Here is a 14,383-nt window from a genome sequence, read left to right as displayed (position 1 = left end):
AGTATTTATCATTAAGTATTTATTTCTCCACAATGCTTAACAATCACTAATTTTTACAATAATTCTCTCATTATTGTCATAAAAACCCTCTTCGATACAACCTTTGTACAAATATCCTATTAGCAAACCTCCCTTTTCAATTAATTAGATTATTTAAAAATGTCGAAAATTAATTTTTCAAGAAAATATAAATTCATTTTCTGTTATAATATGTTATTATATTTTTAGCAAAACGACCTATTTTCACAAGATGAAAAATAGAGGAAATATGAACTATAAAGGATGATGAATATGAAAAAAATCCAACAATTATTCCAAAGCGAAGACGGAAATATCGAACAAAGAGAGAATTTTTTATCTCTGTTAGAGAAAATTGTTTCATCATTAGATGAGTTAAAGAATCCAAAAACAACAACTCTTGGACCGATGAAAGAGCGTTCTGACAATTTCTATAAAGAGCTAATGCAAGATAATCAAGTACCAACTTCAGGTGTAGGACTTGATCAGGTTGTGGATGGATTAACACAATTGATGCAAGGACATCCTTACCATACACGCAACTTTGTAACAAATGTTTTACCAATGGCCAGCATTCCTGGTATTTTAGGTCAATTTACAAGTGCCTTACTTAACGGTAACAATCTATGGGATGTATACGGACCAGCTGCCGCAGAATGTGAGGTAAAGGTTGTAGCAATGATGTCGAAGTTAGTTGGCTACGACTATACGCAAAGCTTTGGCTACACAACATGGGGAGGACAAGGGGCTGTTTTCAGTGGTCTACGTCTTGCTATCGCTAAACAATTCCCTAACGCAAAGGAAGATGGCGTACCAAATAATTTATATTGCTTCGCTTCAGAAAATGCGCATTACAGCTTATTAAAATCAATTGAAGCAGTGGGCATCGGTAGTAAACATTTAATTCGTGTTAAAGCTGGAAAAGATCATTCAATGGATATTGAAGACTTACAAGCTCGTATGACGGAGGTTATAGAAAACGGTGGCATCCCAGTGTATGTAGTTGCTACAACTGGTGCTACAGATCAATTTGCCATCGATGATGTACAAGCTATCAAAAACGTTACAACTAACCTTGAGCAAAAATATTCCTTAAAACCAATACATATTCATGCTGATTCAGCTTTAGGTGGTTTTTATGCCTTTTTCAATGATTATGATTTTAAGGCAAATCCACTTCAGTTCGAGTCTGATGTTTTACAAGGATTAGAACAAATTAAAGAACGTATGCAATATCTGCCTATTGCTGATAGCCTTTGCTTTGACTTCCAAAAGCTTGGTCAAACACCTTATTTGACTAGCTTATTCTTAATTAAAGAAGGGAAACATTTACAGCTGTTAGATATTGAGGACTTCGACACACCTTATGTAGGCAATCGAGGCTATGGTTCTTATCACACAGGCTATACATTAGAGTGCTCTCGTATGGGTAGTTCAATTGCTATTTACGCTGCATTACAGGCCTTTGGTAAAGAAGGCTACCAACAAATATTAGCGAATTATGTACGTGTGAATTTAGCGTTCCGTGCGCAATTAGCGGAAAAAACGCCTATGTTACAAGTAGTAAATGAATCTAATATCGGACCAGTCACAGCATTCCGTATGTATCCTGAAGGCTTTAATTGGAAATCTGAACAGTCTGGTAGCTATACACAAGATCAGATTGAGTATATTAATGGAATTAACGCTTCTTTATTTGAAATTATTGGTGAAGGTCGCGACGAAGTATTTTTCGGTGATACAACACGAGTTTGTACTGTTATCACTAGTGATACAAAACAACAAATGCCAGTCGCTGCTGCAAAATTCTTCTCTATTTCTCCTTATACTGAGACGGAGCATATTGGTGATATGATTCATTTCTTACAACAAAAGTTGAAAGTTTTGGAGGATGCTAAAGTTGAATATAGTAACTAAGCTAAAGAGTTCTTTACTCTATAAATATATTGCTAGCTTTACTATTCCAATTACTATTATTTCAATTTTATTTAGCGTCGTATTATTTATTGCGTCTAATCAAATTATCAATAATTTCGTTATTACACAATTTGAGTCATCTTTAGATGTTATTTCTAAAACTATTTTTGAAGATATAGACATAAACGACGTCAAAGCTGCAGATGACGGTGATAAGGATAAAAATGAAGAACTATTAAATCAATTAAATGAAACACTTAAAAAGTTTAATATTGAAAATGCCTACGTCCTTTCACGTGCAAATGGTAAGGAACATATTGTTGCATTAAGCAATGAAGATAATCAACAAGAGGACTATGTTTTTAGTAAAGAAATGCGTGAAGCGTTAGATTCTGAAACCGTTAAATTTAGTGGAATTTATAAAGATGAATACGGTATTCATAAATCGATTTTTATACCATTTAAAGATACTGATATGCTTTTTGGTATAGATATGGACGCTGCCTTCATTTCTAAACTTCAAACACAGGCTATTTGGATTTGTATCGTTATGACCTTAATTTTTGTGATATTTGGTGTTATCGTGGCTTATATCATTAGTAAAGGCATAATAAAACCAATTAAAAATATGACTGGTTATGTTAGTAAAGTGGCAAAAGGAGACTTAGCCGTGGAACCACTTCATATTCAGGGTTCTCATGAAATTGCACAGCTTTCTGAAGGCATTGAAAATATGACTGCAGACTTACGCTCGCTTATTCAGCAAATTGCTGAAAATGCTGAGCAAGTAGCTGCTATGTCTGAAGAGTTAACAGCAAGCTCTGAGCAAACAAGTGCATCTATTCAACAAATTACTTCTTCTATGCAAGAAGTAGCTGCGGGATCAGAAAAACAAACTTCCTCTATTGAAGAAGTAGAACATCATATTACAACAATCTCTACAAAGATGTCAGAAGTTGTAACGAGCGTTAATGATGTCACTACTAGGGCATTTAGTGCATCTTCTATTTCAGAGAAAGGTAATTCGACGATTCAAAATGCTACTGAAAAGATGGCTGTAACATCTGATGCAATTCAAGAAACTTCGGTAGTTGTGGAACGTTTAAGCACATACACAAATGAGATCGGTGACATCGTGACATTAATTAATGAAATTACTGATCAAACAAATTTACTTGCTTTAAATGCATCGATTGAAGCGGCTCGTGCTGGTGAGCATGGTAAAGGCTTCGCGGTTGTAGCTGATGAAGTTCGCAAACTCGCAGACCAATCGTTAGCAGCGACAAATAGTATTCGAACACGTATTGAAACGATTAAGGAAGAGTCTGCCCAAGCCGTAAAATCAATGGCAATAAGCAGTAATAATCTGGCTGAAAGCTCTACTACTTTTAATGCATCAGGTGAAGCTTTTAAAGAAATCAATGCACATATTACTGAACTCACTCAAGAAATGGATCAAGTTAATAACATCATTACTACAATGAACGAAGGCGTTAATAGCATTGCCATTTCTGTAGAGGAGGTTGGTGTAGTAGCCGTTCAAGCATCTGGAAACATTCAAAATGTAGCAGCTGCTTCTGAAGAACAATCAGCAAGTATTGAAGAGATTACTGCGTCGTCCAATAATTTAGCTGAGATGGCACAGCAACTTCGCAATATCATTCAAAAATTTCAGTTATAAGAAAAACTAAGCAATAATATTCTTCTTTCTGATCACAAAAATCCGCTATACTTTTTGTGGGTAAGTTTCTCCCAACAGAAGTCTATGCGGATTTTTGTTATGATTTTTAAAAGTACTTCTATTTTAATGCCCTCTTGTTCATCCATATAATCTTTTCTTCTAGCCCTACTCTATATGAAGTACGTGGTAACGTGCCTATTTCCTTTTCGTATTTTTCCCCGCTTAAAATGACCGGTTTTTCTGTTGCATACAATATTTCAACCACTTCTTTCATAGAAGGAGAAAATATTCCGATAAGACGAATCATCCCTTTAGAGACTGTACGAATACCTTTTTTGTAGCCTGTGATGTCACGTAAAATTTTTACTAGTTCTTCCCCTGTAATTGTATGAACAGCTGGCACGTTCCAATTCTGATTATATGTGTTATCTCGTAAAGCAAACTCAACCATAGCCTTTGCTCCATCAACTGTATAAAGGAATTCCCTTTTCACCTGCATATTTCCTACAAAATTAGCTTTTTTACCTTGCGCAACGTTTTTTAACGTTTCATAGAGTATTGTATTCTCTGCATTCGGTCCATATAAATCAGGCAAATGAACGATGGTATATTACTTTCCTTCAATTTATTTTCCATTGCTAAACGAATTTTCCCCTTCTTTGTCTGCGGTTCTTTTCTCGTCTCCTCTGTAATTCGGTTTGTGGATTGTCTTCCATATGCATAAATATTATCAACAAGCGCAATCTTTGCTCTTTGCTTTTCGGCTATTTTAACCACCATATCTAAACATCGCATATGTTGCTTTTCCGATACGAAAAACATATACATTTCTTAAAAAAATGTAGACATCTCTACTGTGACACAACTTATATCTTTTGACTTTCGTTTTTGTGTCTTCCTTATTCTCCGAGTCTGGTTTCGCCGAGGCTACTGCCATTTAGGTATGACTCTCCAAAGGCTTAAATTCCGCAGTATCGTTGCGTACACATCTAAGGCTTAGTTTCAGTTCAATTATGCCTCGGCATAGTTGCGTCCGGAGGCTTTAGACCAACAGATGTTTTTTATGCGAAAGCGCAGTGCTAACGTAGCGTCAGCAACACGTCGTTGGTCACTTAGGCGTTTTCACAGGGCGTGAAGCTCTTAGCCTGAGTTCCTCTATTTCAGAGGATGTTTAGACACCCGCTGAAATAAGTTAAATTCCTTAGATTGGATTATTTGCTAAGTTAATGCTTGCGTTCAAATCTCTATCCATCTTTAAGCCGCAAGAGCAGATAAATAATCTGTCTTTCAGTTTCAAATCGGATTTGATTTGTCCACAACCAGAACAGGTTTAGCAAATTTCCCAATGAACATTAATTCCATGCGTACCACCTCTCTTTCACTAAGATAAAATACTTTACCCTATTTAGAGAGGTTGTTAACATTTTTATAGTTGTATCTATTTTTCTTGTTCACACGAAGGCGCAACCCTTCATGCAGTCTTTCTCTCATGAGTAGACCTCTTATGCTTTCACATAAGCGCAGACTATATCTTCATCTTATCTTCTGATAAGAGCCACATTTTTCTTCCGCCATTCGCTTGCGGTTTTACTCTCCCTCAAGGAGATAGTCGTTGAACGTCTTCCTTGTCTCATTAGAGATTTAGCAATAGTTACTAAAAGAAAATTTACTTCTTGGATAATAGAAAGGTAAAAAGACGAATGTTAACTAAAACAATCGGATCACCTACATAGAAGGCGATCCGATTAAACTATAATTATGAAATTAAACTTTTCACAACTTTTGAGATAATAGCACCTTCTGCTTGACCAGTTAATAGAGGTTTTGCAATTTTCATCGCTTCCCCCATATTCATCCCTTTTACAACGCCAGCTGCCACAAGTTTTTCTACAATTTCTTCTTCAGTTAATTGCTTTGGCAAAAATGATTTTAATAGTACTAATTTCGCTTCCTCTTTTTCAATTAAGTCAGCTCGTCCTGCATTTTGAGCACCCTCTAATGCCTGATTTGTTTGCTTAACCTCACGATTAACGATAGCAATTTCCTCTTCAGTCGATAAAGCTTCTCCCTTTTCCTTCTCAGCTAAATCTAGGGCAGATTTTAAAAGCGTTAGTACGCCTTTTGCTAATACGTCCTTTTCTTTCATTGCCTTTTTTAATTGTTCAAATACCTCTGTTTTTAACAATCTTTTCACTCCTTCTAGCCATTTATTTCAAATAATATTATACCATCAAATACACCTTAGCGTAATTGTGACTGTCACTTTGCTTTCGCCACATAAGACATTTCTGAAGAAAGAAAAAACACCGTACCCCTATAGGATACGGTATGTTAACTTATACTATTTTGTTTGTTGAAGAACAGATACTTCAGCTTTTGTCTCTAATAAATCAAGTGATACAATTCCAACTTTTGAATCTAAAAAATCAATTTTTTTGCTTAAATTTTGTTCAACCTTATCTAACTTTACTTCCACTGCTTCGATTTTTTCATCTAATCTTCTTTCGACTGTATCGAGTTTCTCTTCTAATCTTCTTTCGACCGCTTCAATTTGTTGCTGAAGATCTAATTTCATTTCTTGCATTTGCTTAGAAAGCTCCAAAATTGCTTGAAGGATGGTATGTTGATTCACTTCTTGTTTCATGATCGTCTTCCTCCTCACTTTTATATAATCTATTAATCTATCAATTAAATTCACGAAATTAATTATATTGACATCCGCCAGATGTTTTTTGTGCGAAAGCGAAGCGTCAGCAACATGGTTTTTGTCTGTGCGAAAGCGAAGCGTCAGCAACATGGTTTTGTCTGTGCGAAAGCGAAGCGTCAGCAACATGGTTTTGTCTGTGCGAAAGCGAAGCGTCAGCAACATGGTTTTGTCTGTGCGAAAGCGAAGCGTCAGCAACATGACGTTGGTCACTCAGGCGTTTTCACAGGATGTGAAGCTCTTAGCTTGAGCACCTCTATTTCAGCGGATATTTGGACATCTGCTGAAAGAAGTTAAAAAAGTAGAGTTACACATAAGTAACTCTACTTGTCATTCTATCTATGATTTATCTCAAAGTCAAAGTATTAATAGATGGGATTTGTCAAGTATTCATCCGTTAATTTTACTTCAAATAATCTCATGATTTACCCTTTGTATGTAAAACTGCTATAACACATAATATGTTACTAATTCTCCTAATAAGTAAAGATACTAATTGCAATTGTCATTCAAATATTACTCTTTTGCATTTACCCAATAGACAAAACCAATAACCGCTCCCCCAATAATATTACCTAGTGTTACAGGTATTAAATTTGAAAAGGCTCCAGCAAACGATACTAGTTCACCATGAGGTACTAAAAGAGCAAGTGAAAACAATGTCATATTTGCTATACAGTGCTCAAATCCGATTGTAACAAAAGGAAAAATACAGCAGAAAATCATCACTAATTTCCCAGTCTCTGTCTTTAATTTATAGGTACACCATACTGCCAAGCATACAAGCAAATTACATAAAATACCTCGACATAAAAGTTCAATGAAACTACCACTCATCTTAGCTGTAGCCAGTTTTTCAATGTAAGCTGCTGTGTCTCCTGCTGCTAGCCCCGAGTAAAAAAATAATGCGGCTGCTAAAAGAGAACCAAAGAAGTTTCCTATGTAACTAGACATCCAAATGCCTAACATTTCAAACGGAGATGATTTTTTTGATAGTGTACTAACCGTTAAAACTAAATTATCACCCGTAAATAAATTTGCCCCAGCCATCATGACCATACTAAGGGCCACACCAAATGCTAATCCTTGTACGATTTTCATACTTGGTACCCCAGCAGGACTCAATAAGCCTCCAATAGTAACGATGAGCAAAATGCCAAAGCCAATAAAAAGCCCTCCAAAAATTGCCTGCAGTAAATAATTCACAGGTCTATGCTTCATCATTCTAATTTTTGTTTCAGCTGTTAAACAAACAGCAGAAATTGTTTCTTTCATACTTTCATCTCCTAAAAAACATCAAACTAATTTATATCTCATTTTTAACGCTGATCACAAGTGGTTACCCCATTTTCACTCTAATCAACTTTTAAACAAGAGTTTCATTTTATCAAATATTATCCCAAAATAATGGTTATTAGCAGATTTAAAGTAAATTGCATCAAATTAACATATATTCATGTATTTTAAAAGGGAAGAGCGTACAAAAGTAGTAAGATATATAGTACGAAGGTTGTACTTTTTCATATGTGCCAGAAATAATAGCTACCTTTTAGGAAACAGATTGATCATGATGCCACCCAACTATTCATCAGCTAACAACTGGTCAAAACAAGTGCTAGAGATCGAATACCTATCCAAAGCAAAAAAACGAAGGGTAAATTAGATTCCCCTTCGTTTCTCTATAGGCTATCAATAGCTTGATCTGTCCGAGGCTTTAACTTCTACAGATAGAAGTTAAAAAAATCTTCCCTTTAGTGGCTTTAGAAGATTCAACGACCGTTATCGCCTTTTTAATGTCTAACAAATCATAATAAGAATCAACTGCCATCATTTTTAACGCACCACTATTAACTAGATCGATTAAGTGATGAAATGTATCTTGCCATCTTTCAATCGAGACTTGCTTATTCCAATGACGTAAATGAAACATATTTGCCTTTACATTTGCCTCTTTAACGATACTTTCCCAATTCACTTGTACACCTGATAAAAGGCCAATTGCTAAAAAATTGCCTCCCGGTTTCAAACTGAAAGCAAGTTCATTGCCTGCTGCCCCTCCAACGGAATCAATTGCAGCATCAGCACCTTTCCCATTTGTTAGTTCCATTACTGTCTCATAGAGCGGTTCTATAGAGGTATTTATCACATAAGAAGCGCCAAGCTGAATTAAATCGTCAGTATGTCTATTATTTCTCGTGACCGCGATTAGTTGAAAACCTAACAATTTTGCAAGTTGAGCAAAAATATGTCCAATTGCGGACCCACAAGCATTCACTACTAATACATCATTTGGTCGCAATTGTAGTATGTCTGTACAAGTTACCCAAGCCGTCATTGGGTTAATATACATTTGGGCTGCGGTAAAATCATCTATTGAATCGGGAATGGGAATAGCAAATTCTGCGCTAGTCCTTACAATTTCCTGCCAAGTCCCTTCTCCTCGTAACGGTAATACACGCTTTCCAATAAGATTTTGAGAAACAAACGGGCCTACATCCTCTACAATCCCCACTCCTTCATAGCCAGGAATAGTTGGTAAAGAAATGCGATGAGCATACTTTCCCCATATTGGTATTAAATCAGAAGGATTAATAGGTCGTGCCAGCATTCGAACAAGAATTTCATGTTCTTGAGGAGGTTTAATCGTTTTATTTTCAAACTTCACAACGTCCTTAGGGCTTCCAAATTCATATAATTTAATGCATTTTGCTTTCAAACAACTGTAACTCCTTTATGATTAATAATATTTTTACAACTGCTCATAAAATAACATCATTCCTGGAGCATCAGGATCACGTACTTTGAATCCAAGTTTTTGATAAAAAGGTTGTTTACCCTTTGCACATGAAAGCTGAATCCATTTTATTTTTTCTTTTTGACAATGCTCTAACAAGACCTCCATAACCATTGTGCCAACCCCTTTTCGTTGATAATCAGGGTGCACCATGACATCACATATAAAGGTTTGATAAATGCCATCTGAAATAATTCTTCCATAGCCAATTAATGACTCATCATCATAAATAGAAGCGCTATACCAACTGTTAGAAATCGCTTGATATAGTTGATCATACGTATAAAGCCCTTTCGCATTCCAGCCTGTTGTTTGATGTAAAGTTTTATATGCCCCAATCGTTGGGTTTTCTTCACTAATTACGTACGTCATAAACATCACCCTTCCAATTTCGAATAAATATACAACGAACGAATTTTTTATTCAAGCTAGAATCTATGATTTAATTAACTGATGACCATTTTTTTATAACTGCGAAATGGTAAAATCACCATTCTCTGTCATGCATAGCTGCAAGTTTTTATTGATTTCTATCTTAATAGGACTAACAATCGCTTTTTTATCAGAAAAATACCAAATACGTTCACTTGGTCCTAAAAGCAAATTTGCACCATCCTCATAATTCCCCATAAACGTGAGAACATTTGAACGAATTTCGTTATTATTCATTGGCGTTATACCGTATTCTTTTAAACTATTAGCTACTGAATCAATAGCATCCGACGTTAAATTCATTTCACCAATATTTAGTACATGTTCGGGTGAAAAAGAATCGGCATCTTGTTTTGGATTTACTTCCTGCCTTGAAATGAGCTCTATAATATTTCCTTCTGGATCATAAAAATAACATGAATGAGCCTTTAATCTGTCATAATATACTTCATCCTGTCCTTCTGAAAATAATAATTCTGCATGATCTTTCACCCAGATTTTCCCTTGTTGAAATAAATTACATGGAATATTTAATGCAAAATGATATTGTTTTTTAACATAAGAAGGTATTTTTTCAAAAGTGATAATACTTTCACCAACAGCTATATCAACAAAATTATCTGTATTCGTTATTAATGCAAATCCTAAATGATTGCAGTAAAATTCCTTCATTTTATGTACATCATACGCGTATAGCTTCACTTTTGTAATCTTCATTGTCTAGCATCTCCTTTGCAATTTATTGTATTTACTATATCTACTAAAATAAATTTATACCTCATGCAAAAGAATGAAGATTATAATTTAAGCATTTCATCGCAAGAAAAATGAAAATTACTTTATAGCTGTAGACGATCGCCTCTACTATTTGGTTGTGAAATGACTAAAACTCTACTTCTTCTTCTTCCTCTGAATCATTTCGCATCTGATGTGGTTTAAGGGGCGGCACTTTAATTCCTTCATTCTTCTGTAGGACGATACATTTTCCTTCAATATCAATTGTTGCTGTTCCAGATAGTACAAAGAAAAATTGTTGTGCATGATGATGATAATGATTTACCTCTGCTGTTTTAGTGGGCATACGCTCATGAATGATACTGAGATCATTATTCTTAACTAAATGCCAACCATCACATTGATCTCCCCATATATAATGTTCTGCACACTGTTTGCTAATTTTCAAACCTAATGACCACCTTCCCTTAATCTTCATTGACATGGATATTCACCCAATATTTGTGTAAAATATAAATAAAGAATATTAACTTTTAAAAATTTCACACAGGAGTGAGAACGATGAATATTAAAAAGCAATTGCTAGGCACTGCAATAGGCTATATGTTTACAATATTAATCGCATACTTCTTTTTCGATTATTTTTCTTGGTCGTTTACTATAGGTTCCTTATTAGGTATCTGTTTATTTGCTCTAATTTTAAAGTCTATGAGAAGGAGATAGATCCCCCACTCATAATGTATTTAATAACTTTTCAAACTTGTTTGCACTCATGATTTCATGTGTAATAAACTGACCATTGTAAAGCAGCCCAAAGGTAGTCCATATGATAGGTGCATTCTGTGCCTCATCTTTCGTCATTAGTTGATAGGCCTGGAAAGGAGTGCACCTTTTCTCTGCTATATTTTTCAAATCACCTATAACACCTACTGCAAAAGGACATTGGGTAGTGAAGTATATCTCAATACCACTGTTATTAGATATAGGATTTTTCACCTGTAATTTAAATGAAGGATCCTCGACACAATCGTTAAATTTTTAGACAGCCAGCTGAAAATAAGGCGCTGCTTGATCTACAACTTTAAATCCTAAATGCTCAAAAAAACGCTTATCACTTAGGAATGGAAGCTTTTTCTTTCCAACTATATGTACGATGCCATCCATACCTTGCGCTAGTGCATCTTCCTTACACTTTTCAAACAATCGTCTAGCGTGATTTTGATTTTTGTATTTCCCTGAAACCCATAGGCAATTAATATACATATAATTCGGTGCATCAATGGGAACCCAAGCTTGATTTGCAGGTAAATATTCAATAAACACCTTTGCCCGATCATTTAGACGATAAAAACCCAACCCTTCATCCATGCGGTTCATTAACCATTCTTTCTTTTCTTTTACCGCTTGCTCGTATTGCTTCGCACCAAATGCACAACATATATGCTCCTGTTCAATATTGTTCCTAGTAATTTGAATATATTCCACTTTACCATCCACCTCTTTATTTACCAAAAATGGTAACCACATTTACCTATATACTATCGGTAATAGAAAATGGTTAGCAATGCCCCTTCCTCTTATCTTACAACTTTTCGATGATTGGCTATCATAATCCACTTAACTTTTTCGTTCAATAAATTTACAATAATATTACAGCCACTTGAAAAGGAGGAAGACATTTGGAGAGAGTTATTTTAAGACGCCCCCAACCAACAGACACTGAAGAGTTGCATACGTTTTTTTTACTCGTTATTGCCGATACATATGCAAAGGAAGGTCTTGCAGAGCTATATGACGAGCAAAAAAACGAATGGGAAATAAAAAAACATTATTTAAAATTAGATTGTGATAGCCAAGGTGAGGAACGATTTTTCTGGTTAGCCATTCACGCAGAAACAAAGAAAATTGTAGGAACAATAGAGTATGGTATCGCGAATGAATTAATTCAAAAAAACGTACAGGGAGATCTAACAGACTTTCCTGAGATCGGGACGGTTTTTGTGCACCCTAACTATCAAAATCGAGGCATAGGAACGATGTTATTTCAACAAATGTTAACTACGCTAGAGAGTAAAAATAGTAGAGGCTTTTGTTTAGATAGTGGTTATAAACAGGCGCAATTGATTTGGCAGAAAAAATTTGGCAAGCCAGATTTTTTACTTGAGCATTATTGGGGTGAAAACAGTCACCATATGATTTGGAAGCAAACATTTCCAAATATAAAAGAGGAGGAATAATTTATGCAATACAAAATTTCACAAGAACTAGATGCAGGCAAAAAATCTTATATTAATAACAAGCTATATGAATATAATCTAAAGCATTTTCCAAATGATTTAAGGGGCAAATATCAAGAAATCAACTTATTTCTTACAGATGAAGAAGGTCAAATTTGTGGAGGCATTCTGGGAGAAATTTGCTGGAATTGGTTAGAGATACATACACTTATGATTGATGAGAATCTTCGTGGATTAGGGTATGGGTCTAAATTATTGTTAGAAATTGAACAAATTGCTATAAATAACGATTGTGATTTCATAAAGGTAGATACTTTAAGTTTTCAGGCTTTAGATTTTTATCAAAATCATGAATATGAAATCTATGGTACATTGGACAATGTCGGAAGAGATTATAAGCATTACTATTTAAAAAAGGATCTTTCATAGGATTAGCAAATGTCCTCTATGCTTTGAACAAAAAATCAAGCTCTCGTCATGGTGCATGTAGCTATCCAACTACTATGAAAACCTTATATAGATACAAAGTTCTATGTTAGGACAATTATTATCATCATCATTTAATTCTCTTACTATTCATCTTTTCATTTCTATATTTATTAATATTGTATCCTCACTGAATGAGTAAGTTAACATTCCACATATTTGTGGTAGAATTTTTTAACACATGTACTATTAACAATATTTATTAAGAATTATGTAAGGTTTAAGTAAAAAGGACGTCATGTCACTAATTTAAGCTAACATGTAGGAGCTAAATCGAACAAACAATAATATATAGTCGAGGTGCATGACTTTTATGTATTTTGGAATCATTCCGCTTATTCTATTTTTTATTTTTCTTTTTTCTTACTTGAAAGATCCTAGAAAAATAATAAATGGCTTTTTATTTAATGCCTTTTTCTGTTCATTTCTTCTATTTTGTACGATTGCATCTTTAGCATCTGAAAATAATTATTTAAAACTCATAGTTCTTATTCCAATGATCGCTCTTTTCTTTATCATCCCTTTTGGAATCGTAGCTTTAATGTTTGGTCTATTTCTTAATGCAAGAGTTTTAATGAAAAGAGAAGGAAGAAGTTTTGCAAATTCTTTAACTTTAATTGTAGCTATCATGATTTTATTATTTATCCTAACCCCTATCATAAATCCAGCAAGTGTTTTATCTAATATGTTCCAACCTATATTTGGGGGAATATCGCTTATTATTTTTTATTTTTTGATCCATTTATCAAACTTCCTAACTGCTTATTTCCTATATCAATTTAATAGACCCAAGTATAACCAAGATTTTATCATCGTGCTAGGCAGTGGGTTAATTAACGATCAAGTACCACCTCTTCTAGCAAGTAGAATTAATAAAGCTATTAATTTTTATCAGAAACAAGCAGCCGTTACATCACCACCAACTATAATTTTCTCTGGTGGGCAAGGTTCCGATGAGAATCTTCCGGAAGCGGAGGCGATGCAAAAATACGCTGTTGAAAAAGGGATTCCAGTTGAGCATACTATGCAGGAACATCGTTCTGTAAACACCTATCAAAATATGTTATTTTCGAAACGGGTTATGGATACGTTAAAACCAGATGGTAAATACAACAGCATCTTTACAACGAATAATTTCCATCTTTTCCGTGCTGGCCTATACGCTAGACAAGCTGGTCTAAATAGCCAAGGAATCGGCTCAAAAACCGCATTTTATTATTGGCCAAATGCAATGGTTCGTGAATATGTTGCTATTGTTGTAATGGAACGTAAACGACATATGAAAGTCGTCGGAGTAATTCTTGGAATCTCTCTATTCCTTTCTTTATGTGGCTTATTATTCTTTTGACTATTATTAAGCTATCTTGTTTTTTAGAAGT

At 34.7% G+C, this 14,383-nt stretch carries 14 protein-coding genes and 3 pseudogenes; 6 read left to right on the top strand and 11 right to left on the bottom strand.

Annotated features, from left to right (window positions below; all coding sequences use genetic code 11):
* Window positions 1-291: 291 nt before the first annotated feature.
* Both ACB089_RS07505 and ACB089_RS07500 read left to right on the top strand, forming a co-directional pair.
* Entirely contained in the window at window positions 292-1,935 is a 1,644-nt protein-coding gene (locus tag ACB089_RS07505; RefSeq protein WP_374965878.1) for a pyridoxal phosphate-dependent decarboxylase family protein, read from the top strand.
* Window positions 1,919-3,616, top strand: coding sequence for a methyl-accepting chemotaxis protein (locus tag ACB089_RS07500; RefSeq protein WP_374965877.1), 1,698 nt, complete (start codon window positions 1,919-1,921; stop codon window positions 3,614-3,616). The genes ACB089_RS07505 and ACB089_RS07500 overlap by 17 nt, the downstream gene beginning before the upstream one ends.
* 118 nt (window positions 3,617-3,734) lie before the next feature.
* Here ACB089_RS07500 and ACB089_RS07495 read toward each other — a convergent pair whose 3' ends face one another.
* The 5 genes and pseudogenes from ACB089_RS07495 to ACB089_RS07475 form a co-directional block, all read right to left on the bottom strand.
* Window positions 3,735-4,211: an NAD-dependent epimerase/dehydratase family protein gene (locus ACB089_RS07495; RefSeq protein ID WP_374965876.1), complete on the bottom strand. Its 477-nt coding sequence runs from the start codon at window positions 4,209-4,211 to the stop codon at window positions 3,735-3,737.
* Window positions 4,157-4,411: a hypothetical protein gene (locus ACB089_RS07490; RefSeq protein ID WP_375122148.1), complete on the bottom strand. Its 255-nt coding sequence runs from the start codon at window positions 4,409-4,411 to the stop codon at window positions 4,157-4,159. Before ACB089_RS07490 ends, ACB089_RS07495 begins: the two co-directional genes overlap by 55 nt.
* A 406-nt stretch (window positions 4,412-4,817) precedes the next feature.
* Window positions 4,818-4,943 (bottom strand): annotated as a pseudogene (locus ACB089_RS07485) (zinc ribbon domain-containing protein); the annotation flags it as partial.
* A 429-nt stretch (window positions 4,944-5,372) separates the two neighbouring features.
* The gene (locus ACB089_RS07480; RefSeq protein WP_374965875.1) at window positions 5,373-5,801 is read right to left on the bottom strand and encodes a GatB/YqeY domain-containing protein; all 429 of its coding nucleotides are present in this window, start codon (window positions 5,799-5,801) and stop codon (window positions 5,373-5,375) included.
* Between the two features lie 156 nt (window positions 5,802-5,957).
* Window positions 5,958-6,260 carry a hypothetical protein gene (locus ACB089_RS07475; RefSeq protein WP_374965874.1) on the bottom strand — a complete coding sequence of 101 codons (303 nt, stop codon included), beginning with the start codon at window positions 6,258-6,260 and terminating at the stop codon, window positions 5,958-5,960.
* Window positions 6,261-6,350: 90 nt separating this feature from the next.
* Between ACB089_RS07475 and ACB089_RS07470 the strand changes: the two genes are divergently transcribed.
* Window positions 6,351-6,617 (top strand): hypothetical protein, encoded by a 267-nt coding sequence (locus tag ACB089_RS07470; protein WP_375122137.1) that lies wholly within the window; start codon window positions 6,351-6,353, stop codon window positions 6,615-6,617.
* A gap of 219 nt (window positions 6,618-6,836) precedes the next feature.
* On the opposite strand, the gene ACB089_RS07465 is transcribed toward ACB089_RS07470, so the two are convergent.
* From ACB089_RS07465 to ACB089_RS07440, 6 genes and pseudogenes are all read right to left on the bottom strand, one after another.
* The gene (locus ACB089_RS07465; protein ID WP_374965872.1) at window positions 6,837-7,595 is read right to left on the bottom strand and encodes a formate/nitrite transporter family protein; all 759 of its coding nucleotides are present in this window, start codon (window positions 7,593-7,595) and stop codon (window positions 6,837-6,839) included.
* A gap of 439 nt (window positions 7,596-8,034) precedes the next feature.
* Window positions 8,035-9,036, bottom strand: coding sequence for a zinc-dependent alcohol dehydrogenase family protein (locus ACB089_RS07460; RefSeq protein WP_374965871.1), 1,002 nt, complete (start codon window positions 9,034-9,036; stop codon window positions 8,035-8,037).
* A 33-nt stretch (window positions 9,037-9,069) separates the two neighbouring features.
* Complete coding sequence (locus ACB089_RS07455) at window positions 9,070-9,486, bottom strand: GNAT family N-acetyltransferase (protein WP_374965870.1); 417 nt, start codon at window positions 9,484-9,486, stop codon at window positions 9,070-9,072.
* A gap of 93 nt (window positions 9,487-9,579) precedes the next feature.
* A complete protein-coding gene (locus ACB089_RS07450; RefSeq protein WP_374965869.1) occupies window positions 9,580-10,263 on the bottom strand; it encodes a VOC family protein in 684 nt (227 codons plus the stop codon).
* Between the two features lie 122 nt (window positions 10,264-10,385).
* A pseudogene (locus ACB089_RS07445) lies at window positions 10,386-10,729 on the bottom strand (cupin domain-containing protein).
* A 284-nt stretch (window positions 10,730-11,013) separates the two neighbouring features.
* Window positions 11,014-11,766 (bottom strand): annotated as a pseudogene (locus ACB089_RS07440) (GNAT family N-acetyltransferase).
* Window positions 11,767-11,960: 194 nt separating this feature from the next.
* On the opposite strand from ACB089_RS07440, the gene ACB089_RS07435 reads away from it, so the two are divergent.
* The 3 genes from ACB089_RS07435 to ACB089_RS07425 all read left to right on the top strand — a co-directional run bounded on the left by ACB089_RS07435 (window position 11,961) and on the right by ACB089_RS07425 (window position 14,352).
* Window positions 11,961-12,518: a GNAT family N-acetyltransferase gene (locus ACB089_RS07435; protein ID WP_374965868.1), complete on the top strand. Its 558-nt coding sequence runs from the start codon at window positions 11,961-11,963 to the stop codon at window positions 12,516-12,518.
* Window positions 12,519-12,521: 3 nt separating this feature from the next.
* Complete coding sequence (locus tag ACB089_RS07430; RefSeq protein ID WP_374965867.1) at window positions 12,522-12,947, top strand: GNAT family N-acetyltransferase; 426 nt, start codon at window positions 12,522-12,524, stop codon at window positions 12,945-12,947.
* Between the two features lie 370 nt (window positions 12,948-13,317).
* Window positions 13,318-14,352: an ElyC/SanA/YdcF family protein gene (locus ACB089_RS07425; protein ID WP_374965866.1), complete on the top strand. Its 1,035-nt coding sequence runs from the start codon at window positions 13,318-13,320 to the stop codon at window positions 14,350-14,352.
* Window positions 14,353-14,383 lie beyond the last annotated feature (31 nt).

Origin of the sequence: Lysinibacillus sp. RS10, assembly GCF_041956855.1 — a bacterium.
Classification (GTDB): domain Bacteria; phylum Bacillota; class Bacilli; order Bacillales_A; family Planococcaceae; genus Lysinibacillus; species Lysinibacillus xylanilyticus_A.
Note: the sequence above shows the minus strand (reverse complement) of the source record. Positions and strands in the feature narration are given on the sequence as shown.

Excerpts from the sequence above, each read along its gene's own strand:
- ACB089_RS07505 (WP_374965878.1), top strand. The coding sequence starts at position 292 with ATGAAAAAAATCCAACAATTATTCCAAAGCGAAGACGGAAATATCGAA.
- ACB089_RS07490 (WP_375122148.1), bottom strand. The coding sequence starts at position 4,411 with ATGCGATGTTTAGATATGGTGGTTAAAATAGCCGAAAAGCAAAGAGCA.
- ACB089_RS07475 (WP_374965874.1), bottom strand. The coding sequence starts at position 6,260 with ATGAAACAAGAAGTGAATCAACATACCATCCTTCAAGCAATTTTGGAG.
- ACB089_RS07465 (WP_374965872.1), bottom strand. The coding sequence starts at position 7,595 with ATGAAAGAAACAATTTCTGCTGTTTGTTTAACAGCTGAAACAAAAATT.
- ACB089_RS07455 (WP_374965870.1), bottom strand. The coding sequence starts at position 9,486 with ATGACGTACGTAATTAGTGAAGAAAACCCAACGATTGGGGCATATAAA.
- ACB089_RS07450 (WP_374965869.1), bottom strand. The coding sequence starts at position 10,263 with ATGAAGATTACAAAAGTGAAGCTATACGCGTATGATGTACATAAAATG.
- ACB089_RS07430 (WP_374965867.1), top strand. The coding sequence starts at position 12,522 with ATGCAATACAAAATTTCACAAGAACTAGATGCAGGCAAAAAATCTTAT.
- ACB089_RS07425 (WP_374965866.1), top strand. The coding sequence starts at position 13,318 with ATGTATTTTGGAATCATTCCGCTTATTCTATTTTTTATTTTTCTTTTT.